Source organism: Vibrio zhugei (genome assembly GCF_003716875.1).
In the GTDB taxonomy this organism is placed as follows: Bacteria; Pseudomonadota; Gammaproteobacteria; order Enterobacterales; family Vibrionaceae; genus Vibrio; species Vibrio zhugei.
Window position 1 is genome coordinate 1168238 of record NZ_CP033078.1, and the last position, 26357, is coordinate 1194594.

A 26357-nucleotide genomic window follows, 5' to 3' on the forward strand; every position below is an offset into this window, starting at 1 on the left:
TTTGGGGTTAGTTCCGCTACTGATAGGTAATTTATGTTTTTTAAACGTTCTCAAGATAGTCACGCTTCCCTTAAGGATTTGTATCCTGATTATATTTATTCGTCTTTAAAAGATTATGTCGCTTGGATTGAATTTAATCTCGATGGCACCGTCAGAGAGGTGAACGATCTATTCTTAGGGATTATTGGCTATCAGCGGAATGAAATCATTGGTCAACACCATCGCCTGTTATGTTTAGCAAGTGAAACCAGCTCGCCTAGTTATCAAACTTTTTGGGAAAATTTAAGAGCAGGAAAACCTCAAAAAGATGTGTTTACTCGGGTCAACAAATCCGGTGATCTAGTGATTTTGGATGCCACTTACTTTCCAATCTTAAATCATCAAGGTGAGGTGGTGGCCATCGGCAAACTCGCAACGGATATCTCCACACTGTACAACGAACAACAGCAAAAAGAATCGGTGCTGCATGCGCTAGATCGTTCTATGGCGTGTATAGAATTTGATTTACAGGGCAATATCTTAACAGCCAACGACAATTTCTTGCGAGTGCTGGGCTATCAAGCCAGAGAGTTGATCGGGAAAAATCACCGTATCTTTTGTGACGAGACCTTTTATGCCGACAATCCCGATTTCTGGTCGTCGTTGGCGAAAGGACAATTTCGGACAGGGCAATTTTTACGTAAAAGTAAAACTGGACATGATGTATGGATCGAGGCGAGTTACAACCCGATCTTCGGAGCGACAGGAGAGGTCGTCAAGGTGGTGAAATTCGCGACCGACATCAGTGAGCGTGTTGAAGAGAACTTAGCGATTGCACGTGCCTCGGATTTGGCTTATCAGACATCGTTGGATACGGCAAAGGTGAACCAAGAGGGCATACGTTTGTTGACTGATGCGGTCAATATCTCTGAAGAAACCTCCCAGCATGTTGAAAAAACGATGGATAAGATGAATGTGTTGAATGAAAGTTCAAGCAATATTGAAAATATGGTGTTGACCATCCGAAGTATTGCAGAGCAAACCAATCTATTGGCATTGAATGCCGCGATTGAAGCGGCTCGCGCTGGTGAATATGGACGCGGTTTTGCGGTGGTGGCCGATGAAGTGCGGCAACTGGCCTCACGCACACAAAGTTCGACCTCGCAGATTGAAAGTGTGGTGGCGAGTAACCGTACGCAGCTTAACGATGTGACCGGCACCATGAACCAAGTGTGTGAGATCGCTCAACAGGGCCGAGACAAAATCACGCAGGTATCACAGGTAATGGATGAGATTTATGCGGGCGCAGAGAAGGTTTCGACGACTGTTGCCAATCTCAAGGCTCACAATTAACGCGACGGTTAGTGTGTGAAGACCAATAAAAAAGCCCTCTTAACGAGGGCTTTTATTATGTCAGGCCAACTGGCAATTATTGCTGCTGAGTGGCTTGAATCGCGGTAAGCGCGATGGTGTAAACAATGTCGTCAACCAATGCGCCACGAGAAAGGTCGTTCACTGGTTTACGCATACCTTGCAGCATTGGACCGATTGAAACGAGATCGGCTGAACGTTGCACAGCTTTATACGTTGTATTACCTGTGTTGAGATCTGGGAATACAAAGACAGTTGCTTTACCTGCTACTGGAGAATTTGGTGCTTTTGAGGCCGCCACGTTTTCCATGATAGCTGCGTCGTATTGAAGTGGACCATCGATAACGAGATCAGGACGTTTTTCTTGTGCCAATTTCGTTGCTTCACGCACTTTATCGACATCCGCGCCTTTACCTGATGTCCCGGTTGAGTAGGAAATCATTGCGACGCGTGGATCAATACCGAAAGCGGCGGCAGAGTCAGCCGATTGAATCGCGATTTCTGCGAGCTGTTCAGCGGTTGGATCTGGGTTGATCGCACAGTCGCCGTATACCAATACTTGATCAGGCAGTAGCATGAAGAAGATAGAGGATACGATTGACGCGTTCGGTGCTGTCTTGATGATTTGGAATGGAGGCACAATCGTGTTGGCTGTGGTATGAACGGCACCAGAAACCAAACCGTCGACTTCGCCAGCTTCTAGCATCATCGTACCAAGGAAAACCGAGTCTTCGAGTTTTTCACGTGCAACCACTTCCGTCATGCCTTTTTTGGCACGTAATTCGACAAGACGCGCCACGTATTTTTCACGGACAGAGTCTGAATCGATGATATCAACGCCGGCACCTAACTGAACGCCTTGCTGAGCGGCAACACGTTTGATTTCTTCAGGGTTGCCCAACAGAACACAGTTGGCGATGCCACGTTCAGCACACAGCGCTGCCGCTTTAACGGTACGAGGTTCATCACCTTCAGGCAAGACAATACGCTTACCTGCTTTACGAGCGAATTCTGTTAACTGGTAACGGAATGCTGGTGGGCTTAGACGACGGATACCTTGAGTGCCTTCGGCGAGCGAATCAATCCATGGGCCATCAATGTGTCCTGCAACGTGATCGCTGACGTGCTCGGCACGCTCTTTATCATCGGCTGGGACTTCTAAGCTGAAGCTTTGTAAGTTCAGAGAAGTCTGCCATGTGTTGCCTTGTGCTTTGAAAACCGGTAAACCGGAATCAAAGGCGGGCTTACATAGATCGACAATCTCAGTTGGAATGTCGTAACCACCGGTTAATAGGATCGCACCGATTTCCACGCCGTTCATTGCAGCAAGGGCTGCAGCAACGATGACATCAGGACGGTCCGCAGAGGTGACGAGCAATGAACCTGGCTTGAAGTGTTCAATCATATTGGGGATTGAACGAGCACAGAATGTGATGCTCTTGATGCGGCGCGTGTTGATATCACCTTGGTTGATGATGTCTGCGTTCAAGTGCTTCGCCATATCGATTGCGCGGGTGGCAATTAAGTCGATGTTCCAAGGCACACAGCCCAATACGCGGATAGGGCTGGTGTTGAAAATTTCCATGACTTCTAAATTGGCTTGCTTAGCAGCATCGCTACCGTCAAACATTTCAGATAGGTCAGGGCGAGTACGGCCCGCTTCATCCACTGGCGCATTCAGTTTATTGATGATGACGCCTTTGATGTTTTTATTTTTTGTACCACCAAAGTGAGAGCATGCTACTTCAATGCGCTCTTTTAATTGTGTTGGGTTATCCAGCCCAGGGCTTGCAACAAACACAATTTCCGCGCCAAGTGTCGCGGCGATATCGGCGTTGACTTGGTTGGCGAATGGATGCTTACGTGTTGGTACCAAACCTTCAATCAAGGTCACTTCTGTTGTGTTGACTTGGTTGTAACGCTCGACAATCGTTTCTAGTAGTACATCGGATTGTTCGTTACCTAGCCAGTTTTCCGCAACAGACATCGCGATAGGCTCGGCGGTCTTGATCTCTTGACCAACGATAGTCGATGTCAAATCTGGGCCATCGCCGCCTTGACGAGGTTGAGAAATTGGCTTGTAGAAAGAAACGCTCACGCCTTTACGTTCAGCGGCACGGAGAGTACCCATGCTGATGCTGGTAAGGCCGACGCCTGAGCTAATAGGGATTAGCATAATAGTGCGGGACATTGATTCAATACCTCTAGCTGTCGATAACAATCTAACCCATGATTAGACTGAATGAGTAAAGCCTAACTTCTTATTCCTTAGGAATAGGAGTTAAGCCCCAATAAAGCACTGGCTAACATGATGTTAGCCAGTGGAGTTGTTTAGATACCTGCTAGACGCGCAGTATCTTCTGCAATGACCATTTCTTCGTTAGTTGAAATCACCATCGCTGGTACACGACTCGCTTCTGTCGTGATGACGCCTTCGCCACCGAAGCGGGCTTTAAGGTTGGCGTCACTGTCTACATCAACACCCAAAATAGCCAGACGGTTGAGGACCATTTCACGGATTGGCGCTGAGTTTTCACCAATACCACCCGTGAACACGATCGCATCAAGACGGCCGTCTAGAGTGGCCGTGAAACCCGCCACGTATTTTGCTAGGCGATGACAGAACACGTCCATAGCGCGTGTTGCTTCTTCTTTTTTACCGTAGTTGTCTTCAACGAAACGACAATCTGAAGACACTTCAGTTAACCCTTGTAGACCGGATTCTTTGGTCAGCATGGTACCAATTTCTTCCATTGAATAGCCAAGAGCGTTATATAGATGAAAAATGATTGCAGGGTCGATATCACCACAACGAGTGCCCATCACTAGGCCTTCTAGCGGAGTTAGACCCATGGATGTGTCGACTGATTTACCGTTTTTAATCGCACATACAGAGGCGCCGTTACCTAAGTGACAGTTGATGATGTTCAACTCGTCTGCAGGCTTACCGAGACGCTCAGCCGCAACACGAGTAATAAACAGGTGAGAGGTACCGTGCATGCCGTAACGACGAATGGCATGGTCTCTATATAGACTGTATGGCAATGCGTATAGGTACGCTTCCTCTGGCATGGTTTGGTGGAACGCGGTATCAAATACGGCCACGTTTTTAAGTCCAGGGAATGCTTTCATTGCCGCTTTAATCCCAATGATATGGGCTGGGTTATGAAGCGGTGCAAATGTAGCGCTGTCTTCAATGCCGGCGATGACACTATCATCGATCAATGCTGATTTAGTGAACTTCTCGCCACCATGTACGATACGGTGACCAATGGCTTTAAGCTGTTCTGCCAATTCTGGTTTAGAAGCAAGAATCGTTTCTTCGATAAAGTTTAATGCTTCATCATGAGCGGCACCACTGCCAAGTTGAGCTTCGTGCTTACCGTCAAGTTTCCACTTGATACGAGCATCAGAAAGGTGCAAGCACTCGGCAAGACCTGTGAGATGTTCTTCGCCATTCGTAGCGTCAACGATCGCAAACTTAAGCGATGAACTACCACAGTTTAAAACTAAAACCAGCTTAGACATGAGTAACTACCTATACATTAATTAGGGGGCAAAATTTTTCCAAAACCATAGAAATCTCGTTAGATTCGTACTAGTCTTGGTCAATAAATCAGTCCTTGTCCTCGATAAGTGACAAAGGCTCAAAAAATGTCACCAAGTTCCGTGCTAATCTGCTTCTACACTGCCATACTGTCTGTATGATGAGTTCGATGAAGCATACAAGTCCGCAAAGGATAGTGACAGTGCGCTAATATAACAAAAAATTATTTGAAACGTTATTAGCTTTGGTCAATTTTTTATGTCGTTTGTTGAATCATTCAACTATTTTTTAGGAAATAGCGGCCAGAAGAGTGAGAAGTACGTATGAATAATAAAGTCGGCATCATGTATTGTTTAAAAGATGGCCAGAAATATATGGACGCTTGGCCGGTTCGTAAAGAGCTCAATCCCATGTTTCCAGAGCAGCGCATTATAAAAGCGACCAAGTTCGCGGTCAAAGTGATGCCTGCTGTGGCGGCGATCAGTGTATTGACGCAAATGGTGTTTCACAATCAAGCGGCGATGCCACAAGCTATCATCGTAGCGTTGTTTGCGATGAGCTTGCCGATTCAAGGTATTTGGTGGTTAGGGCAAAGAGCGAATACGGCACTTCCCCCCAGTTTAGCTTCTTGGTATCGAGAAATTCATCAGAAAATTCTGGATTCTGGGTTTGCCCTTGAACCGGCTAAATCCAAACCACGGTATAAAGAGCTGGCACAAGTGTTAAACCGTGCATTCCGTCAGCTCGATGACTCGGTGTTTGAACGCTGGTTCTAGGATATCGGACAATCAATTCGGTTAATACATGACCTCTGGCGTGAAGGCGTTCAGAGGTTTTTTATTGTTTTCATTCCTTACTTCACGGATTTCTGGCTATTTTCTCTGTTGATGCTTTTCTTTCTTAATCGATACTGTTAATAATGAGGTATCGCAGAGGATGCGATGTCACATTAGACGACGTTTTAGATTGGCTTTAATTCAAGGAGAGAATGATGAAAGCACGTCAATGGATCAGCACTGCTATCGTTGCAGGTGCCTGCCTAGCTATATCCCCAGCCACTTTGGCGAAAACGGTGACTGTTGCAGTGTCACAAATTGTCGAACACCCAGCGCTTGATGCAACGCGTAACGGCTTACTTGATGGTTTAAAAGCCCGCGGTTATGAGCCCGGCAAAAATCTCAATTTCGATTATAAAACCGCGCAAGGCAACCCTGCGATTGCCGTGCAGATTGCGCGTCAATTTGTTGGAGAAAAACCGGATGTCTTAGTCGGTATTGCCACGCCCACAGCGCAAGCGTTAGCCGCAATGACGCGCACTATTCCAGTCGTATTTACTGCCGTGACTGACCCAGTCGGCGCCAAATTAGTGAAAAACTTGCAACATCCTGGTGCCAATATTACGGGATTGTCTGATTTATCTCCGGTTGCTCAACACGTGGCATTAATTCAAGAAATCATGCCTGCAGTGAAGTCTATCGGTGTAGTATATAACCCAGGCGAAGCGAACTCGGTCAGTCTGATGCAGTTATTGAAAGTATCTGCCGCCAAAGCGGGCATCAAAGTCGTAGAAGCGACAGCCTTAAAAAGTGCTGATGTGCAATCGGCTACACGAGCAATCGCAGCTAAATCGGACATTATTTATGCCTTGATTGATAATACCGTAGCCAGCGCAATTGAAGGCATGGTCGTTGCTGCGAACCAAGCGAAAACGCCCGTGTTTGGCGCGGCGACGTCGTATGTCAAACGCGGAGCCATTGCGAGCTTGGGATTCGATTATTATCAAATTGGACAGCAAACCGCCGAGTATGTCGTGGATATATTGAACGGTAAACAACCCGGTGATATGGCTGTGCGAGTGGCAAAGGGCTCGGATCTTATTTTAAATCAAACCGCTGCCAAAAAATTAGGCATTACCATCCCGCAATCGGTGTTGGCTCGTGCGACGAAAGTTGAATAATACTAAGTTCACTCCAAATTTTGGAGAGAATTTAAAGCAGTAATAAGGAAATGACGATGTCTGCTTTTGCATTTTTTGGCGCACTCGAAATTGGGCTTATCTATGGATTGGTTGCATTGGGAGTGTACTTAACCTTTCGAGTGTTAGATTTTCCCGACCTCAGTGTCGATGGCACCTTCCCGATGGGGGTGGCGGTTGCGGCGACGGCGATTACCGCGGGGATCAATCCGTGGCTGGCGACGGGGATGGCGATCATTGTCAGTGCGGCAATGGGATGGGTAACGGCCTTCTTGACGGTACGCTGTGGAATACTCAATTTATTGGCTTCCATTCTTACCATGATCGCGGCTTTTTCTATCAATATTCGTATCATGGGGCGCCCTAATATGGCCCTGCTAGGGCAAGATACCATTTTGACACCCTTTGAATCATGGGGGGAGGCCATGTACGTGCGCCCGCTCGTGGTCGGTCTATTGGTGTTGCTATCGGCTTGGTTCGTCGTGCGGTTATTGAATAGCGATTTTGGCTTAGGGATGCGTGCGACCGGAGTGAATGCGCGTATGGTCGCCGCACAAGGGGCGAATACGGGGTTTTATACCTATTTTTGTTTGGCCATCTCCAACGGTTTTGTGGGGTTTGCGGGGGCGTTATTTGCGCAAACCAACAGTTTTGCGGACGTTACCTCAGGTGTCGGAACGATTGTTGTTGGGCTTGCAGCCGTGATTCTTGGGCAAACGCTCATCCCCGGTAAGAAAATTTGGGTGGCGATTCTCGCCGTTGTGGTTGGCTCGATTGTTTATCGTCTTGCGGTTGCCTTTGCTCTCAGTTCGGGCATGTTCGGTTTGGAAGCGTCGGATTTAAACTTAGTGACCGCGGTGCTGGTGGCCTTAGCCTTGGTACTACCCAAAATGAAACGCGCGCGAACGCGACGTTCTGCCATGAAAGCGGCGACGACACCTTCCCACGCTAATCCGTCGACAGGAGAGTCACGATGATTCAATTAAATGATATTCAGGTGACGTTTAATCCAGGGACCGTCTTGGAAAACCCCGCGCTGCGCGGCGTGAATTTAACCGTAGAGCAAGGCGAATTTCTCACAGTCATCGGCTCAAATGGCGCCGGTAAGTCAACGCTGCTTGGCGCGGTGACAGGTGAGACCGCGATTAACCACGGTCAAGTTATCATTGGTGGTACAGATGTCACGCGTCAGTCCGTTCATCAAAGAGCCAAGCTGTGCGCGCGTGTCTTTCAAGATCCATTGGCTGGCACGTGCAGTTCGCTCACGATTGAAGAAAATATGGCTCTGGCTTATCAGCGTGGTAAAACACGAGGATGGACGTTGGCGTTAGGAGCGAAACGCCGACGGTTATTCCAAGAGCGTATTAGCATTTTAGGGTTGGGCTTGGAAGATCGTTTGAGCGACAGTATTGGCTTGTTATCCGGCGGACAGCGCCAAGCAGTAAGCTTAGTGATGGCAACCCTTGCAGAGAGTCAATTATTGTTACTAGACGAGCATACCGCGGCGCTTGATCCCCGCATGGCATCGTTTATTAATGAGTTAACGAAGCGTATTGTGGCTGAATTTAAGTTGACCGTGATGATGGTGACTCACTCAATGCGTGATGCGCTTGATTGTGGTGACCGTACGGTCATGCTACATCAAGGCAATGTTGTGTTAGATGTGCAAGGGGAGCAACGTGCTGCGATGGGGCTACCCGAGCTATTAGAGATGTTCTCAACAGTACGAGGCGAGAGTGTAACGGATGATGCCTTACTGTTGTCATAACGTTCGGTTGTCATAAAGCGCGATGAGTCATCACTCTGCTAAGCAAAGCGCGAGCGTCTCGAGACGCTCGCGCTTTTCTTTACTACAGGGTGATTTATCACAGTGGTGACTTAGGCAGACAAAGTATCTCGATAGCGCTGCAGGTGGTCAACAATAGGATCGGCGGCGTTGAAGGTACGAATGTCACGAAATAAGTCTTTGGCCTCTGGGTACCCTTGACGTAAAAAGGTAAACCATTGCTTCACTCGATTAGGGTAATATTTGTTCTTATCGCCGCTCATTTCATACTGTGAATAACGGATTAACAGTTCTACGACCTCTGACCATGCCATAGCGGCGTGGTTATGTTTGACTACATTGCCCAAATTGGGGGTGGTTAAGGCTCCACGGCAGATCATGAGATCGTGAATGCCTGAAAGTGCCATACAACGCTGAGCATCCTCATGATTCCAAATTTCCCCATTGGCCACCAATGACATGGGTGTTTTTTCACGCAGCTTTTTTAAATAGTCCCATTTAATTTCACTGGCTTTATACCCCCCGGTTTTGGTTCGTGCGTGGATCGTTAATTCATCGGCGTTGGCTTGCTCTACGGCATCGACAATCTCATAGCAATCTTCGGGGTCATCCCAGCCGAGTCGAATTTTTGCAGTAACCGGAATCTCATTGGAGACGGCTTGCCGGCATGCCTTTACGACTTGATAGATCAGCTCTGGTGTCTGCAACAAGGCGGCGCCGCCACGGCTTTTATTGACCGTTTTTGCGGGGCAACCAAAATTGAGATCAATACCATCCGCGCCCAACTCTGCCGCTCTGACTGCATTAAATGCCATCCATTCGGGATCTTGCCCGAGTAACTGGACGCGAACAGGTACGTGCGAGCGTGTTCTTGATGCGGTTTTTAACTCCGGACACAAACGATAGAACACATGGTTTGGGATCGGTTGGCTGACCACACGCACAAACTCAGTGACACACAGGTCGTAATCGTTAATTTCTGTTAGTAGTTCGCGCATGAGGTGGTCTAACACACCTTCCATAGGGCCTAAGATGACTCGCATAGATCTTCACATTGATTTGAGGAGGACGAATTGTAGTGTGGTCCACTGGAAATGTCACGGGTTGTTCATGCACTAATCAAGCGCGAGTAAGATCACAGTATTTTCGTTCTTGTAGTAATTAATTCTTAATAAATCTCGTTATACTATGCCAAAACCTAATTGTTGAGACTGATATGACTTACGCGTTAATTTCGAAGGACGCTATTGAAATAGAAGAGACGCCTCTATTTATTGAAGGGGCGGTATTAGCCGCAAATTTTACGACGGATCCGTTACCACCTGAGACTTGGTTACAACACGTGATTCCTGAAGCGGACGTAACAGCCACACGCGTGATTGAAGCGCATTTACAACAGCAATATTTAGCACTGAAGCAAAATGCTTATTCATTACTTGATTTATTGAGCGATGAACATGATGATGCTTTAGCGGAATTAGCCGAAGGGTTTATGTCAGTATGGCCCTACATTGAGCCTAAATGGCATTTACATACGATGAGTGATGGTGCGGTGCGCATGTTGCAAGCGCTACTGACAACGATGATGCTTGCGATTGATGAAGCAGAGACACAAGCCAGCATGAAAGCCGCTGGGATTGAAGCGCCACCTTGTTTGCAAGACCTGCAACCTCAATTGGATATCATGGTTCAGGAAGTGGCGTTGGCCGCCGATGAGCAATTACTGGGCGCGCAAGCACAAAGTATCAACCCCTATAAAGACGTGGGGCGAAATGATCCATGTCCGTGTGGCAGTGAGAAAAAGTTCAAACAATGTTGCGGCCGGAACGGGTCAATTCCCACCTGATGCTGACACAGTGTTTATGAAAACCTTTATAAGTGAATAAGACCAATCAGAACTGGAGAATCAAATGAAATTATGGTGTGCAGCGCTAGCGCTTTGCAGTTTTTCTGTGTTAGCGGCGCCAAAAGATGTATTGAGTGAACGTTTGGCGATGACCGATGGCTTTAGCGCTAAATTCGAACAGAAAGTGGTTAGCCCAGACGGAGAAGTCGTGGTCAATGGGAATGGGTTTGTGAATATCGCGCGCCCTAATTTATTTCGTTGGGAAACACAAAAACCCGATCAAAACTTGCTGGTTTCTGATGGAAAAACATTGTGGTATTACAATCCGTTTGTTGAACAAGTGACGATTTACGATCCCGAGCAAGCCTCAGAGCAAACGCCTTTTGTGCTGTTGACTCGTAACCGTAAGAGTGACTGGAATGCTTATCAAGTCACGGAAAAAGGGGATGTGTTTACGTTGGTACCGAATAAAACGGATAGCACCCAAGGTAAATTCCAAATTACCATCAATGATAAAGGCGTGGTTGAAGGATTTAACGTCATCGAAAAAGATGGCCAAAAAAGTCTCTTTACTTTTTCTGATGTAAAATCAGGTAAACCTGCCAAAAGCTTATTTATCTTTCAACTGCCTAAAGGGGTTGAAGTCGATGATCAGCGCCAGTAATCTGAGCTAATCTCCCACAGTATCTAGGGAACATTAGGTGGACAACTATAGCTTAACTCTCGATTTCTCAGGGGACGAAGATTTTCGTCCCCTAGCTGCGCGTATGCGCCCGCAAACGGTCGAGCAATACATTGGTCAGCAGCACATTCTCGGCCCGGGAAAACCTTTACGCCGAGCCCTGGAAGCGGGCCAATTACACTCGATGATTCTATGGGGTCCTCCCGGTACTGGGAAAACAACCCTAGCAGAAGTGGCGGCCAATTATGCCAATGCGGAAGTTGAAAGGGTATCTGCGGTGACCTCCGGTGTGAAAGACATTCGCATTGCGATTGAAAAAGCGCGCGAGAACAAGCTCGCTGGTCGGCGGACCATTTTGTTTGTTGATGAGGTGCATCGTTTTAATAAGTCCCAGCAGGATGCCTTTTTGCCGCACATCGAGGACGGCACGGTCACCTTTATTGGGGCAACCACAGAGAACCCTTCTTTTGAGTTAAATAACGCGTTGCTCTCGCGGGCGCGGGTTTACAAACTTACCTCATTAACGACGGATGAAATCTTACAAGCCTTACAGCAAGCCATCAATGATGACGCACGTGGGCTTGGTCATCAACGTGCACACTTCCATGAGAATACTTTGCAGCAGTTAGCGGAACTGGTGAACGGTGATGCGCGTATGTCGCTGAATTATCTTGAGCTACTGTATGACATGGCGGAGGAGGATCAAGGCGTTAAGCAAGTGACCCTGCCTTTACTCGCCGAGGTCGCTGGAGAGAAAGTGGCGCGTTTTGATAATAAGGGGGATATCTGGTACGACTTAATTTCGGCTGTGCACAAATCCATCCGTGGGTCTAATCCTGACGGTGCTTTGTATTGGGCGGCGCGGATTATTTCGGCTGGTGGTGATCCTTTGTATATTGCCCGACGTTTACTCGCTATCGCATCCGAAGATATTGGTAATGCCGATCCCAAAGCCATGCAAGTGGCGTTAGCCGCATGGGATTGTTTTACACGAGTAGGGCCAGCAGAAGGGGAGCGTGCCATCGCCCAAGCGATTGTCTATCTCGCGTGTGCACCGAAGAGTAATGCTGTTTACACGGCTTGGAAACAAGCGCTCAGTGATGCTCAGCAATTACCAGAATATGAAGTTCCGGTTCATTTACGTAATGCCCCCACACGTCTGATGAAAGAGATGGGGTATGGCGAGGAATATCGTTATGCACACAATGAGCCCGGTGCCTACGCCGCGGGTGAACGCTATTTACCTCCGGAAATGCAAGGCACTCGCTATTACGAGCCAACAAATCGCGGTTTAGAAATAAAAATTGGTCAGAAGTTAGAGTATTTGGCCGATTTAGACACAAAAAGCCCACAAAAGCGCTATGAAAAATAGCGTCTTTTCGTTATCTTTGTCAGAGTAAACTATCATAAGCATTTGTGCTGATTAAATAATGTGCAAGTGTCTCTTTTCGTTAATCAATAAAAGCATAGGATTAGCAATGCTGGATTCTAAATTACTTCGTGCTGAGCTGGATGAAACAGCAGCAAAACTCGCGCGTCGCGGTTACCAACTCGACGTAGATACCATTCGTTCACTTGAAGAAAAACGCAAGTCCATTCAAGTCGAAGTTGAAAATTTACAATCCAAGCGTAACTCCATCTCCAAGCAAATTGGTCAGTTGATGTCGAAAGGCGATAAAGAAGGCGCTGAAGCGATCAAACAGCAGATTGGATCTTTAGGCGACGATCTCGATGCCAAAAAAGTTGAGCTGACTGGCATTCAAGACGAACTGGATGCGATTGCGATGGGCATTCCGAATATCCCTGCGGATGAAGTCCCAGAGGGTAAAGATGAAGACGATAATGTCGAAGTATCGCGTTGGGGCACGCCAAAGACTTACGACTTTGAAGTCAAAGACCATGTTGATCTTGGTGAAATGGGCGACGGTCTTGATTTTGCGAGCGCAACGAAACTCACTGGGGCGCGTTTTGTCGTCATGAAAGGGCAATTTGCTCGCCTGCACCGTGCCATTGCCCAGTTTATGCTGGACTTGCATACGGAACAACATGGTTACACTGAATTGTACGTACCTTATCTTGTGAATGCCGATAGTTTGTATGGTACGGGTCAGTTGCCAAAATTTGGTGCTGATCTTTATCATACTGAGCCACTCACAGAAAAAGTGGATGACGAAGAGTTGCGTCGCTTATCATTGATCCCTACCGCAGAAGTCCCAGTGACGAACCTTGTTCGTGACGAGATTGTCGATGAAGATCAATTGCCACTGAAAATGACCGCACATACGCCGTGTTTCCGTTCGGAAGCAGGCTCTTACGGCCGAGATACACGAGGTCTGATTCGTATGCACCAATTCGATAAAGTGGAATTAGTGCAAATCACCAAACCAGAAGACTCGATGGAAGCGCTAGAGCAATTAACTGGCCATGCTGAGAAAGTGTTGCAGTTACTGGAACTCCCTTATCGTAAAGTGATCCTATGTACGGGTGATATGGGCTTTGGTGCACTGAAAACTTACGATCTGGAAGTATGGGTTCCGGCGCAAAATACCTATCGTGAGATTTCTTCTTGCTCAAATACCGGTGATTTCCAAGCTCGTCGCATGCAAGCACGCTTCCGCCGTCAAGGTCAGAAGAAGCCTGAGCTTGTTCATACGCTTAATGGTTCCGGTTTAGCGGTTGGTCGTACTATGGTGGCCATTTTGGAAAATAACCAGCAAGCGGATGGCCGTATCGAGATTCCACAAGTATTGCAAAAATACATGAATGGATTGACTCATATTGGGTAACGTTGCGTGTTATTGTGATAAAAACCAGCCTAACGGCTGGTTTTTTTTGCTGAGGGAAATGGTACGCGCTAACCACAAAACATCTTGAGTGCGATGCTGGGCGTGCTCGAACGTGAAGCACAGCGCACCAAGATGGCGCGCCTATGACGCGTTCACGAGATGAGTATGATGATAAACCTTGATGGACGGGCGCTGTGATGCTGGTATGAAGTTTGCTTTATATAAATTGATAGTAGAAAATGCTCCCGTTCTTTTCCCGCCTTTATGGCGGGATTTTTTTTGTCCTCTTTTTCATTCTTACTGACAATATTTGATATGCATCAACAGTTATTTGAGTTTGTCATATCAGGATATAAAAAATTGCGTTAGCGCAATCGAGAGTCGTTTTGAGTGGCATACACTGATGGTTATAGCGTGAGTCTCGCTGACGATAATCATGTACTGAAAAGGATGGATATTATGGGGCAGGTATTTTTTATTGCAGGCACGGATGCCGGGGTAGGTAAAACAGTGGTCGCAAAAGCGATGTTGCAAGTATTGGCTGAGCAACATCTCACCACCATTGGCTATAAGCCTGTATCGACCGGCTGTGATAACACAGAGCTTGGCTATGTGAACCAAGATGCGGCGTATTTGATGCAAGCGGCAACGGAGCCTGCTGACTACCACGATGTCAATCCTTATATGTTGCCGCTACGCACATCACCGCATATCGCGGCGGAACATGAAGGTGTCGATGTCACCTATGATGTATTAGATAATGCACTAGCAAAGCACCGTGACCATGCTGACGTGGTGGTCGTTGAAGGCATCGGTGGGTGGCGTGTTCCTCTCGCGAAAACCACGTGTTTATCGACCTGGGTGGCACGAGCGAATATTCCGGTTGTGCTGGTGGTCGGCATACAAGTCGGTTGTATTAATCACGCCTTATTGACAGCAGAAGCGATTCGCTCTGATGGATTACAGTTGGTCGGCTGGGTGGCGAATCGTATCAATCCGGGGACGGAACATTATGCTGAAATTATTCACACGTTAGAATCGTGTTTAGATAGCCCTAAATTAGGTGAAATACCTTATGTGCCGAGTGCACTGCGGCGTGATCTTGGCAAGTATCTGACGTTAGAACGTGCGATAGAATGATGCGGTGATACCCGCTTGGTTATTGTGGAATTCCGAGTGTGATATTTATCGTGGCTAACTTTTTATTTATTTGATTTCAATGATTTTTTATAGGATAAATCTCTGAATTTTAATTTTTGGGAGCAACGATAAAACATAGCTATTTATAATAATATTTTTAGAGATTAAATTTTGATCTTATTTATATTTTTATATTTTATTAATTATTTGATTTTATTGTATTAATTGATTTATTTGCCAAAAATATGGTCTTTTATACGGAAATGCTTAAATTGTGCAGCGATTGAATATTTTTTAATAACGTCTAATAGTTAACGTAATTACTCTAAATTGTTTGGGGTAATTGTTTGTTTAACTTTTGGAAGGAACCAATACATGAAATTGACGTTATTAGCGTCAGCATTGATCTCTGCTGGCTTATTCTCTTCGGCGGTATCTGCTGCCACGATCGTGAACTTATCGCCCAATAGTGCGCAGGCGAAAAATATGGCACCTAGCGCAAATCCAGCGGCACAATTGGGTTTAGCGAATCAAACACTGAAAAGTACGAAAACGGTCAGTGTTGGCAATAAAACCAAAGCCCGAGTGAAGCAATATTATAAAGGCGTTGAAGTGTATGGTCATTCTTTAGTGGCAGATGTGAACCAGCAAGGTCTGTACGCCAATTTAAATGGTAAATACGTTCAAGGTATCAACGATGACGTATTTTCTGTTACCCCCAAGCTAAATGATAAGCAAGCCATTCAAACGGTGTTGCAAGACAAAGGGTTAGAAACATCAAAACGTAGCAGTGCCAAACTTTATATTTGGTTGGATGACAGCAATAAAGCTCACTTGGTTTACTTAGTCGATGTGTTATTAATGTCTCCGAAACCGTCTCGTCCATTTACGATTGTGGATGCCGTAAACGGCCAGATTTTAAAACAATGGGAACAATTAGCGCACGATCGCCAAGCCACAGGACCCGGTGGTAATGAAAAAACGGGCGAGTATTTTTACGGCACCGATTATGGCTACCTCATCGTCAGTGATAATTGCGCGATGACCAATGATAAAGTTGAAACGATTGATATGCAGGGGCGTGAGTCCGGCGGTAAGATCGTTCAATTTAGTTGCCCGAATAGCCCAGAAGACTATGTCAATGGTGCGTATTCTCCGGCGAATGACGCGCACTATTTTGGTAACGTCATTTTTGATATGTACCAGGATTGGTTTAACACCGCACCTTTGACATTCAAACTGCAAATGCGTGTTCACTATGGGCAAAATTATCAAAATGCATTCTGGGACGGAACGGGAATGACATTTGGTGATGGCGGTTCGCGTTTTTATCCGTTGGTGAGTTTGGATGTGTCTGGCCACGAAGTGTCACACGGTTTTACTGAGCAAAACTCAGGACTGACGTATGATGGTCAAAGCGGCGGTATTAACGAAGCGTTCTCTGATATGGCAGGCGAAGCGGTCGAATACTACATGAAAGGCACGAATGATTGGAAGATTGGTGCAGAGATCTTCAAAGCCAGTGGCGCGTTGCGCTATATGGATCGCCCAAGTCGTGATGGTGCGTCGATTGATAGCGCGAATGACTATTATAATGGACTGGATGTGCATTACAGTTCAGGGGTGTTTAACCGTGCCTACTATCTATTAGCGACAACGCAAGGTTGGAATACCAAGAAAGCCTTTACCGTTTTTGTTAAAGCAAACCAGTTGTATTGGAACGCCAACTCTGATTACGATGACGCTGCGTGTGGGGCGGTGAAAGCGGCCAACGATTTGGGCTACAGTACTGCAGATGTGACGTCTGCGTTTAGCAAAGTGGATGTTGATGCATCTTGTGGTACAGGCTCTGATCAACCTTCGTCATCCGTTTTAGTCAATGGCAAGCCAGTATCCGGTTTATCAGGTCGTTCAGGCTCTGAGAAAGATTTTAGTATTCAAGTCCCAGCGGGTAAATCTCAGTTCATTGTGCGTACGTACGGTGGCCAAGGCGATGTGGATTTGTATGTGAAATATGGTCGCCAACCAACGACCAATAATTTCGATTGTCGTCCATATAAAAGCGGTAATACTGAGCAATGCTCATTTTCTGCTCCTCAAGCAGGCACCTACTATATTTCACTCAAAGGATACAAAACGTATTCAGGCGTGACGTTACAGGCGCAATACTAAGAGCGAAACGAAAAAGCCCCGATGCTGCGCATCGGGGCTTTTTTACGTCAATTTTTTATGGAAACAACGACGTTATCGACAGAATAAGCTCATGAGTAATGGACTTTGACGGGTCACTACATTGGGCTAATCGTCTTGCAATAGCTCGGACCAATTAATCGCAAAATGCTGATCATCGCACGGCCCTTGTGTTACTGGCTCTTGCAACCCGAGTTCCGTTCTGGCTTCCTTTTCAGAAATACCAAGGTGACAGCATAAAAGGTCGATCGCCATCTGATAGTTCGCTTCTGCCATGTTCATTCCTTTTGACGTTAAGATAAATCGATTTAGTTGCATATGCTCTGTTAGCGTATAGGCAAATAGCACAAGACTCAATGCGACTATAGTCGTAGAGTCTGGTTTTTATGGCGGTTGGATATAAGCTCATTTCTGGTAAAGAAATGTTGCAATTTAGTTGCTGATGTTGGTTTTAAATTTTATGACCATATATAGGTAATTAGTGCATTGTCACGTATGATGCAGTGAACTATTTTGATTATTACGTTTCAGTCTGGAGAATTGTTGATGAAGCGAGTCATGTTATTCTTAGCGACCAACTTAGCGGTCGTGATGGTGCTCAGTATTGTTCTGAACATTGTCTATGCAGTGACAGGAATGCAGCCAGGAAGCTTATCTGGATTGTTAGTATTGGCTGCGGTATTTGGTTTTGGTGGTTCATTTATTTCGTTGTTAATGTCGAAGAAAATGGCGCTAATGTCGGTAGGGGGATCGGTGATTGATAACCCACGTAATGAAACTGAACACTGGGTATTACAGACGGTACAGCGTCAGGCACAGCAAGCTGGGATCGGTATGCCGAGTGTTGCCATTTATGACTCACCAGATATGAACGCTTTTGCCACAGGTGCAAAGCGCGATGATTCCTTAGTCGCGGTATCAACGGGCTTGTTACATCATATGACACGTGATGAAGCGGAAGCCGTGTTAGCGCATGAAATCAGCCATATTGCCAATGGTGATATGGTCACCATGACACTGATGCAAGGGGTCGTGAATACCTTTGTCATCTTCTTATCTCGCGTGGTGGCGAACATGGTGTCGAGTCGTGATTCCGATGAAGGTGAGGGCAGCAACGTGCTTGTCTATTTCGCGGTGTCTATGGTACTTGAGCTGGTGTTTGGTTTCTTAGCGAGCTTTATTACGATGTGGTACAGCCGTCATCGTGAATTCCATGCTGATGCGGGGTCTGCCCGTTTGGTGGGCAAGCATAAAATGATTGCCGCACTCGAACGTTTAAAAATGAGCCAAGAATCCCAGCTTGAAGGGTCGATGATGGCCTTTGGGATTACGGGTAAGCGCACCATGACTGAGCTTCTCATGAGCCATCCGCCACTGGATAAGCGTATTGATGCGCTAAAACAGCAATAGTGTCGTCAAGCCAGCATTCGTGCTGGCTTTTTATTTGTTTTATGTTCTTGTTAACAGATTTTCCTCTCGCTCCCTCTCGTCAAGGGGGGCTTATCATTCTTCACTAATTTAAGTTGTCAACAAACCAAAACTCAGCTAACTTATATGTTATACGGATTTTTATTTTGTATAACCTTAGGGTGAGTTATGGATTCAGAAACGGTTGCGCAGTTTTATCAAGCGTTGAGCAAAGACAATATCGACCAATTACCGACCATTTACCACGATAATATTGTGTTCGAGGATGCGGCCCATCGTATTGAAGGCATCGATTCCTTATGTGCCTATTTCTCAGAGCTGTATCAAAACGTGGAACGATGTGACTTTGACATTGACCAACATCATCAATTTGGCAACGTCGGTTTTTTGGTGTGGCAAATGACGCTGATTCATCCTAAGTTAAATGGGGGAAGGCCTGTTGTGGTTCCTGGTACAACCCATCTTAATTTTCAAGATGATAAAGTGATATTTCATCGTGATTATTTTGATTTGGGGCAGATGCTGTATGAGCAATTGCCGATACTGGGTCATGTGATTAAAGCCATTAAAAGGAAGCTCGGACAATGACGTGTGTATTGATTACTGGCGCCACCTCGGGGATTGGGTTACAGCTCGCGCAAGATTATGCCAAAGAGGATTGGTCAGTGCTCGCTTGTGGACGCAATCAAACGCAACTGAATGAGCTGGCTCAAACCTATCCCAACATTACTCCTGTTGCGTTTGACGTCACGGATTTGGAGCAAGTCCAAATCGCATTTCGCGATTTGCCACAATTTCCCGATTTATGGATCTTAAATGCGGGGACTTGTGAGTATATCGAAAATGGCAATATGGATACGGCTCTGGTTAAGCGTGTGATGGATGTGAACTTTTACGGCATGGTGCATTGTATTGAAGCGTTGCAATCGTTATTACGCCATGGCGATCATGTCGCCGTTGTCAGTTCCATCGCCGGAGAGATGGTGTTACCGCAGTCACAAGCCTATGGCGCCTCGAAAGCGGCTGTGAGTTATGTACTGAACGTACAAGCGGCCGAATGGGCGAAGCAAGGCATCACCACTTCGATTATTTATCCGGGCTTTGTCAAAACACCACTAACCGATAAAAATACCTTTGATATGCCGATGATGATTCCGGTGGAAGAAGCGTCACGTAAAATTCGCAAGCAATTAGCGAAACGACACTCTCATATTTATGTGCCTTGGATATTTACCGCTATCGTGAGATTGATTGCGTTGTTGCCGTATGCTTGGCAGCAAAAACTCGTTGAGAAATTAATTAAATAATAAGGAGAGCAGTCATGAAAGTGGCCATTATTGGGTCCGGAATTTCAGGATTAACGACTGCGTACTATTTGCATTCACAGCATGATATTACGGTGTATGAAGCTAATGATTATATTGGTGGACATACTGCAACGGTGGATGTGACCGTCGCCGAAAAAAGCTATGCCGTGGATACTGGATTTATCGTCTATAACGATCGTACCTATCCTAATTTTATGCATTTGATGAAAGAAATTGGCGTGAAAGGTAAAGCGACTGAAATGAGCTTTAGCGTCAAAAATGATCGTAATGGGTTGGAGTATAACGGTCACACGGTGAGTACGTTGTTCGCTCAAAAACGCAATGTGTTGAATCCTCAGTTCTATCGATTCATCGCCGACATACTGCGTTTTAATAAGTTAGCTAAAGCCGCTATCAATGATGTATCGCGTTCACAAACGCTGGACGCCTTTTTGAGTGAGCATGGTTTTAATGCCTATTTTTGCGAAAATTACATTTTGCCGATGGGCGCGGCAATTTGGTCGTCAAGTTTGGCGGATATGCGCCAGTTCCCCCTCGATTTCTTTTTGCGTTTCTTTTTGAATCATGGATTACTCGATGTTACCAATCGACCGCAGTGGTATGTCATTGAAGGGGGCTCGCGCAGTTATATCCCTCCGTTGACGAAAAATTTTGCCGAGCGTATTCGTTTAAATTCCCCTGTGAGTCGTGTTGAGCGTAGCGCTTCCGGTGTTTTGGTGACCAGTAACGGCGTCACAGACACCTATGATGAAGTGGTATTTGCATGCCACAGCGATCAAGCCAAGCGGTTGTTATCCGATGCCTCCGAGCTTGAGCAAGAAATATTAGGAGCGATTCCTTATCAAGCCAACCAAGTCACGTTGCACACTGACACGGCTATTTTACCCAAGCGGCAAGCGGCATGGGCGTCTTGGAATTATTGGCTGCAAGGCGAACAGCATGAAGAGCAACGCTTGCCTGCGGTAACCTATAACATGAACATCTTGCAACAAATCGAGTCACCTCAAACGTTCTGTGTCACGTTAAACCGAGACGATGCCATCGATCAGAAAAAAATATTGCGGCAGTTTACTTATCATCACCCCGTCTTTACGGTCGAAGGTTTACAGGCTCAGCAGCGGCGCAGTGACATCAATGGGCATAACCATGTCTGGTTTTGTGGGGCGTACTGGTATAACGGTTTTCATGAAGATGGGGTTCGCAGTGCGCTCGATGTGGTCACGGCGATGAGTGCGTATGTTGAACATGCCTCGCCAGAGCAAGGGGCCGCGTGATGGCGTTGGTTAGCCGGCTCATGGTAGGGGAAGTGCGCCATCGACGTTTCATCCCGCGCCGCCATGATTTGAATTATGGACTGTTTATGCCTTGCATTGATTTGGATGAATGGAGCGAGCTTAAAACCTCAGTATGGGGCTTGGGTGAGTCATGGTGGCATTGGGCGCGTTTCAAGCGCTCAGATTATGTCGGTCACGAAGGCGACTTAAAATCTGCCGTGCAGGACAAAGTGCATGAGCTAACTGGGCAGCGTGTGACAGGCAAGGTCATCGCAGTCATTCACTTACGTTATATCGGTTTGTATTTTAGCCCAGTTAACTTTTACTACTTATACGATGAGGCGGAGCAGTTTCGTTATCTATTAGCCGAAGTCAGTAATACGCCGTGGAATGAGCGGCATTATTATGCGGTATCGGCGGATGAACATGAGCCCGTCAATGGATGGCAACAACCTAAGACATTCCATGTTTCGCCCTTCAATCCCATCGATCAAGGTTACCAGTGGAACATCAAACCGTTGACTGAGAAGCTGTTTGTCCATTTAGAATGCCACCGTGAAGATAAGGAATTTGATGCCACGCTATTAATGAAAGGGCGGCCGTTCACGACTCGACAGTTACTTATGCTGTTAATGAAAACCCCCGTCATGACCATTAAAGTGGTCGCAGGGATTTATTGGGAAGCATTCAAATTATGGCGCAAAAAAGTTCCCATTTATGACCACCCAGAACGCTAGAATAAGAATTAGAAATTAAGGAGAAGCTCGATGTTAGACACGTCTACCATGGGTATCAATCAGAAATTGACGATCTGGCAAAAAGGCGCACGAGCCACGATTTTAAAAGCCCTATCGATTATGCATTATGGGCAATTGTCTCTCCGGGAGCTCTACCATCAAGAGAACGCATCGGCCGTACTGGAATTCGGCCAAGGTAACCTAGGTCAACCTCATGTATCGATTGACATTCACCATCCGGATTTTTATGTACGGTTATTGAAAGGGGGCAGCATTGGTGGTGCTGAAGCGTATATTGATAAATTATGGGATACCGCTGATCTGACAACGTTGGTGGAGATCATGGCGAAGAACCAAGCGATGCTTGATACCATTGAAGCGAAATCGGGGTGGTTGACGCGCCAAGTGACGAAAATGGGACATTGGCTGAAACGTAATACGATTGACCAAGCAAAGAGTAATATTCTGGCGCATTATGATTTAGGAAATGCGTTGTATGAGACGTTCTTAGACACAGAAATGCTGTACTCAAGTGCGGTGTACGTCAATGAGGATGATACATTAGAGCAGGCGCAGCGTCACAAGATGGAACGCTTGTGTCAACAGCTGGCGCTCACCCCCGATGATCATGTCCTCGAAATCGGCACAGGGTGGGGAGGCATGGCGATCTATATGGCTTCGCATTATGGGTGCCGTGTGACCACCACCACCATTTCTGATGAACAATATCATTATGCGCAATCACGTATCGAAGCTGAAGGGCTGACCGATCGCATCACGCTCTTAAAGAAGGACTATCGATTACTTGAAGGGCAATACGATAAGCTGGTTTCGATTGAAATGATCGAAGCGGTAGGGAAACAGTATTTATCATCCTACATTACTCAATGCCAACAGCGGCTAAAACCTAATGGTATTATGGCGATACAAGCGATTACGATCGCCGATCAACGGTATGAATATTACGGACGTAACGTCGATTTTATTCAGAAATATATTTTCCCTGGTGGTTTCCTGCCGTCAGTCACTGCGCTTGCCACCGCAGCGACACACAATACGGACTTAGTCATTCGTGATGTCTTTGATTTTGGCTACGACTATGGAAAAACACTCCGTGAATGGCGTAAGCGATTCGAAACTGAGCTGCCTCGTGTCACACAGCTCGGTTATGATGAGCGTTTCATTCGGCTGTGGCGATTTTATTTTTGCTACTGTGAAGGTGGGTTCAAAGCACGCAGCATTTCGGTCATTCACATGACCTTGACGCGAACCTAAAGCGATGTGGACCCTGCTGATTATCTCCCTGTGGTTTCAAGTGTTGTGGTTTTGCACCGTGCTTGGACAAACACAATGGCAATGGTGGAGTGCGGGATTGCTCGCCACTACGCTGGTGTTGACGCAAAAACGTCAAGTGGCGCGCTGGCATTGGTGGTGGCAAGTAGCAGCGGCTGGCCTTTTATTGGATAGTGTGAATACGCTTGTCGGTGTTTTTCAGATCGATGGCTGGCTGATTCCCTTATGGCTTGCCTTCTTATGGGGAGCATTTGCTTGGTACAGTTGGTACCTTATTCCTATTCTGGCTAGTTGACCTCGCCCTTTACAGTGGCTTTTGAGCGGAGTGAGTGGCGGGTTAAGTTATCTTGCAGGGGCGCAATGGGATGCGGTAGTGCTCCCGCTAGGAACGATGCCGAGCATGGGCATTCTTATGGTGGAATGGGCGCTCTTCATTCAGTATTTACTATGGAGAAGGCAGGCAAAGAATGATTAAGCATTATGTATTGTTAGCGTTGCTGAGTATGGCATGGAGTGCCAGTGTATTGGCGAAAGAGCCAAGCTTGGCACAATGGCAACGCGTGGGGCAGGCGCATTTTACTTGGTTGTGGTTTGATGTCTATGACTCGACACTGTATACCCCGAATGGCCGTTATGTGGATTTGCATTCACCTTTAGCATTACACATTGAATACCGACGCACTATTTCTGCGCAGGATTTGTTAACCGCAACAGAAAAGCAATGGAAAAAGCTCACATTCAAGCAAGACGACATCGATCAATGGCTGAGCAAGCTTAAAACGATTTTCCCTTCTGTTGAAGAGGGGGATCAATTGGTCTATCAATCAAATGGTAAAACGGGAACGTTTTATTTCAAACCGGTCAATCAGTCCGATTTTCATGTCGTTGGCGATATCGAGAGTCCGACATTCAATACGGCATTTTTGTCGATTTGGTTGTCGCCCCAAAGCCAATACCCGGATCTAAGAAAGCAGCTTATAGGAGTTGAGCACCATGGTTAAGTGTATGACGTATTTAAAAAAACTCTGTCTATTATTCGCGACCGCGTGCCTGTTAAGTAGCTGCAGTGCGGACATTAATGACTATAAAGGTACCTCACCAAGTTTTGATTTATTTGAATATTTTCAAGGGGATATTGAAGCATGGGGCATGGTCAAAGACTACACCAACCAACAGACACGGCGCTTTCACGTGAAGGTCCATGGCGATGTTGACGGTGATACGCTGACCCTGCACGAGGACTTTGTTTACCATGATGGTGAAACGGATACGCGTGTTTGGACTATCACTCGAGAGGGAGATGGCCGCTACATTGGTAAAGCTGGCGATATCATTGGTGATGCGACAGGACAAGTGGTTGGAAATGCATTGCAGTGGCAGTACGATTTCCGTTTGAAAACCGATGAACGCGAAATTGATGTGCATTTTGACGATTGGATGTACCGCCAGGACGAACGTCATTTATTTAATACGACTCGTATTACTAAATGGGGGATTCAGGTGGGGGAAGTGACTCTATTTTTTGCTAAGCAATAGACACATCGTCTGTCTAATGATGAAAAATAAGGGAGCGTTAGGCTCCCTTATTCGTTTGAATCACAGTTAAGCTACCGCAATTACAGCTTATCAGTTAACTCGATAGCCTGACCGATGTAGTTCGCTGGCGTCATGGTTTGCAAACGTGCTTTTTCATCCGCAGGAATGTCTAACCCATTGATAAACTCGTGCATGGCGGCTTCATTAACCCGTTTACCGCGCGTCAGCTCTTTCAACTTCTCATACGGTTTTTCAATACCGTAACGGCGCATCACCGTTTGAATGGGCTCAGCCAGCACTTCCCAGTTGCGATCTAATTCGCTAACCAATGCATCCGCATTGATTTCTAGTTTACTTAGACCTTTCAGCGTCGATGTATAAGCAATGATGGCATAGCCGACGCCGACACCCAAGTTACGTAAAACCGTTGAATCGGTTAGGTCACGTTGCCAACGAGAAATGGGCAGTTTTTGACCGAGATGATTCAACATCGCATTCGCTAGACCTAAATTCCCTTCCGAGTTTTCAAAGTCGATAGGGTTGACTTTGTGTGGCATGGTTGATGAGCCGATTTCACCTGCAATGGTTTTTTGCTTAAAGTGACCGAGTGCAATATAGCCCCAGATATCACGGTCAAAGTCGATCAAAATGGTATTGAAACGTGCAACCGCATCAAAGAGCTCAGCAATATAATCGTGCGGCTCAATTTGAGTGGTGTACGGGTTCCAATCGACGCCAAGGGACTGTGTAATGAACTCTTGACTGAATTGGTGCCAATCAACATCAGGATAAGCTGAAAGGTGAGCGTTATAGTTACCGACCGCACCATTGATTTTGGCTAAAATCTCAGTGTTGGAAATGTGCTTGTATTGACGCTCCATACGGTAAGCGACATTGGCCATTTCTTTACCCATTGTCGACGGTGACGCAGGTTGACCGTGGGTACGAGACAAGAGCGGAATATCACGATAGTCGTTGGCTAATTTGCGAATGCCATCAATGATATTACGGATTTCAGGGAGAATAACGGTATCGCGTGCTTCTTTCAGCATCAATGCGTGAGAGGTGTTGTTGATGTCTTCAGAGGTACAAGCGAAGTGAATAAATTCGTTAATGGCGTGCAGTTCTGGAAGGTCAGCCACTTTTTCTTTTAGAAAGTATTCAACGGCTTTAACGTCGTGGTTGGTGGTACGTTCAATCTCTTTAATTCGAGCCGCATCCGTTTCATTGAATTGGGTTGCGATGTCGTCGAGATATTGAGTCGCTTCCTGACTCAGTGATGGGACTTCTTTGATCTCTGATGTGGCTGCAAGCTTCTGTAACCAACGTATTTCAACGATAGTACGATACTTTAGGAGACCAAATTCACTGAAGATACTACGCAACGCAATCGTTTTACTTCCATAGCGACCATCTACCGGTGAAACAGCAGTCAATGCTGACAGTTCCATATTCTTCT

The 26357-nt window shown here is 46.3% G+C and carries 24 protein-coding genes and 1 pseudogene; 20 read left to right on the forward strand and 5 right to left on the reverse strand.

Features of this window, described 5'->3' with window-relative positions; all coding sequences use genetic code 11:
* Positions 1–33 precede the first annotated feature (33 nt).
* Positions 34–1332 carry a methyl-accepting chemotaxis protein gene (locus tag EAE30_RS19145; RefSeq protein WP_123015908.1) on the forward strand — a complete coding sequence of 433 codons (1299 nt, stop codon included), beginning with the start codon at positions 34–36 and terminating at the stop codon, positions 1330–1332.
* Between the two features lie 76 nt (positions 1333–1408).
* On the opposite strand, the gene pta is transcribed toward EAE30_RS19145, so the two are convergent.
* Positions 1409–3541 (reverse strand): phosphate acetyltransferase, encoded by a 2133-nt coding sequence (pta, locus tag EAE30_RS10745; RefSeq protein ID WP_123015909.1) that lies wholly within the window; start codon positions 3539–3541, stop codon positions 1409–1411.
* 140 nt (positions 3542–3681) lie between these two features.
* Positions 3682–4878 carry an acetate kinase gene (locus tag EAE30_RS10750; protein WP_123015910.1) on the reverse strand — a complete coding sequence of 399 codons (1197 nt, stop codon included), beginning with the start codon at positions 4876–4878 and terminating at the stop codon, positions 3682–3684.
* 342 nt (positions 4879–5220) lie between these two features.
* Here EAE30_RS10750 and yfbV point away from each other — a divergent pair, with 342 nt between their 5' ends.
* The 4 genes from yfbV to EAE30_RS10770 all read left to right on the forward strand — a co-directional run bounded on the left by yfbV (position 5221) and on the right by EAE30_RS10770 (position 8640).
* Positions 5221–5673, forward strand: a complete 453-nt coding sequence (yfbV, locus tag EAE30_RS10755; RefSeq protein WP_123015911.1) for a terminus macrodomain insulation protein YfbV — start codon at positions 5221–5223, stop codon at positions 5671–5673.
* 215 nt (positions 5674–5888) lie between these two features.
* A complete protein-coding gene (locus tag EAE30_RS10760; protein ID WP_123015912.1) occupies positions 5889–6854 on the forward strand; it encodes an ABC transporter substrate-binding protein in 966 nt (321 codons plus the stop codon).
* Between the two features lie 56 nt (positions 6855–6910).
* On the forward strand, positions 6911–7849 hold the full coding sequence (locus EAE30_RS10765; RefSeq protein WP_123015913.1) for an ABC transporter permease: 939 nt from the start codon (positions 6911–6913) through the stop codon (positions 7847–7849).
* Positions 7846–8640: an ABC transporter ATP-binding protein gene (locus tag EAE30_RS10770; RefSeq protein WP_123015914.1), complete on the forward strand. Its 795-nt coding sequence runs from the start codon at positions 7846–7848 to the stop codon at positions 8638–8640. Before EAE30_RS10765 ends, EAE30_RS10770 begins: the two co-directional genes overlap by 4 nt.
* A gap of 110 nt (positions 8641–8750) precedes the next feature.
* Here the strand turns inward: EAE30_RS10770 and dusC are convergent, their stop codons facing one another.
* Complete coding sequence (dusC, locus tag EAE30_RS10775) at positions 8751–9701, reverse strand: tRNA dihydrouridine(16) synthase DusC (RefSeq protein WP_123015915.1); 951 nt, start codon at positions 9699–9701, stop codon at positions 8751–8753.
* A gap of 173 nt (positions 9702–9874) precedes the next feature.
* Between dusC and EAE30_RS10780 the strand changes: the two genes are divergently transcribed.
* From EAE30_RS10780 to EAE30_RS10805, 6 genes are all read left to right on the forward strand, one after another.
* Positions 9875–10504, forward strand: a complete 630-nt coding sequence (locus EAE30_RS10780; protein ID WP_123015916.1) for a YecA family protein — start codon at positions 9875–9877, stop codon at positions 10502–10504.
* A 64-nt stretch (positions 10505–10568) separates the two neighbouring features.
* Positions 10569–11168 (forward strand): outer membrane lipoprotein periplasmic chaperone LolA, encoded by a 600-nt coding sequence (gene lolA / locus EAE30_RS10785; RefSeq protein ID WP_123015917.1) that lies wholly within the window; start codon positions 10569–10571, stop codon positions 11166–11168.
* A gap of 37 nt (positions 11169–11205) precedes the next feature.
* A complete protein-coding gene (locus tag EAE30_RS10790; RefSeq protein WP_123015918.1) occupies positions 11206–12558 on the forward strand; it encodes a replication-associated recombination protein A in 1353 nt (450 codons plus the stop codon).
* A gap of 106 nt (positions 12559–12664) precedes the next feature.
* On the forward strand, positions 12665–13972 hold the full coding sequence (serS, locus tag EAE30_RS10795; RefSeq protein ID WP_123015919.1) for a serine--tRNA ligase: 1308 nt from the start codon (positions 12665–12667) through the stop codon (positions 13970–13972).
* Between the two features lie 459 nt (positions 13973–14431).
* Positions 14432–15112: a dethiobiotin synthase gene (gene bioD / locus EAE30_RS10800; RefSeq protein WP_123015920.1), complete on the forward strand. Its 681-nt coding sequence runs from the start codon at positions 14432–14434 to the stop codon at positions 15110–15112.
* Positions 15113–15487: 375 nt separating this feature from the next.
* On the forward strand, positions 15488–17284 hold the full coding sequence (locus tag EAE30_RS10805) for a M4 family metallopeptidase (RefSeq protein ID WP_123015921.1): 1797 nt from the start codon (positions 15488–15490) through the stop codon (positions 17282–17284).
* Between the two features lie 126 nt (positions 17285–17410).
* Here the strand turns inward: EAE30_RS10805 and EAE30_RS18765 are convergent, their stop codons facing one another.
* Positions 17411–17578: a hypothetical protein gene (locus tag EAE30_RS18765; protein WP_164711831.1), complete on the reverse strand. Its 168-nt coding sequence runs from the start codon at positions 17576–17578 to the stop codon at positions 17411–17413.
* A gap of 270 nt (positions 17579–17848) precedes the next feature.
* Here EAE30_RS18765 and htpX point away from each other — a divergent pair, with 270 nt between their 5' ends.
* The 9 genes and pseudogenes from htpX to EAE30_RS10855 all read left to right on the forward strand — a co-directional run bounded on the left by htpX (position 17849) and on the right by EAE30_RS10855 (position 24898).
* Positions 17849–18712: a protease HtpX gene (gene htpX / locus EAE30_RS10810; RefSeq protein ID WP_123015922.1), complete on the forward strand. Its 864-nt coding sequence runs from the start codon at positions 17849–17851 to the stop codon at positions 18710–18712.
* Positions 18713–18898: 186 nt separating this feature from the next.
* Positions 18899–19318 carry a nuclear transport factor 2 family protein gene (locus tag EAE30_RS10815; RefSeq protein WP_123015923.1) on the forward strand — a complete coding sequence of 140 codons (420 nt, stop codon included), beginning with the start codon at positions 18899–18901 and terminating at the stop codon, positions 19316–19318.
* Positions 19315–20037 carry an SDR family NAD(P)-dependent oxidoreductase gene (locus tag EAE30_RS10820; RefSeq protein WP_123015924.1) on the forward strand — a complete coding sequence of 241 codons (723 nt, stop codon included), beginning with the start codon at positions 19315–19317 and terminating at the stop codon, positions 20035–20037. The genes EAE30_RS10815 and EAE30_RS10820 overlap by 4 nt, the downstream gene beginning before the upstream one ends.
* Positions 20038–20051: 14 nt before the next feature.
* A complete protein-coding gene (locus tag EAE30_RS10825) occupies positions 20052–21332 on the forward strand; it encodes an NAD(P)/FAD-dependent oxidoreductase (RefSeq protein ID WP_123015925.1) in 1281 nt (426 codons plus the stop codon).
* A complete protein-coding gene (locus EAE30_RS10830; protein ID WP_123015926.1) occupies positions 21332–22069 on the forward strand; it encodes a DUF1365 domain-containing protein in 738 nt (245 codons plus the stop codon). The genes EAE30_RS10825 and EAE30_RS10830 overlap by 1 nt, the downstream gene beginning before the upstream one ends.
* 30 nt (positions 22070–22099) lie before the next feature.
* Positions 22100–23344 carry an SAM-dependent methyltransferase gene (locus tag EAE30_RS10835; RefSeq protein ID WP_123015927.1) on the forward strand — a complete coding sequence of 415 codons (1245 nt, stop codon included), beginning with the start codon at positions 22100–22102 and terminating at the stop codon, positions 23342–23344.
* A 4-nt stretch (positions 23345–23348) separates the two neighbouring features.
* A pseudogene (locus tag EAE30_RS19055) lies at positions 23349–23837 on the forward strand (DUF2878 domain-containing protein).
* Complete coding sequence (locus EAE30_RS10850; RefSeq protein ID WP_123015930.1) at positions 23830–24363, forward strand: chalcone isomerase family protein; 534 nt, start codon at positions 23830–23832, stop codon at positions 24361–24363. The pseudogene EAE30_RS19055 and the gene EAE30_RS10850 overlap by 8 nt, the downstream one beginning before the upstream one ends.
* 4 nt (positions 24364–24367) lie before the next feature.
* Positions 24368–24898 carry a DUF3833 domain-containing protein gene (locus EAE30_RS10855; RefSeq protein WP_123017339.1) on the forward strand — a complete coding sequence of 177 codons (531 nt, stop codon included), beginning with the start codon at positions 24368–24370 and terminating at the stop codon, positions 24896–24898.
* Between the two features lie 80 nt (positions 24899–24978).
* Here the strand turns inward: EAE30_RS10855 and purB are convergent, their stop codons facing one another.
* Positions 24979–26349: an adenylosuccinate lyase gene (gene purB / locus EAE30_RS10860; protein ID WP_123015931.1), complete on the reverse strand. Its 1371-nt coding sequence runs from the start codon at positions 26347–26349 to the stop codon at positions 24979–24981.
* Between the last annotated feature and the right edge of the window lie 8 nt (positions 26350–26357).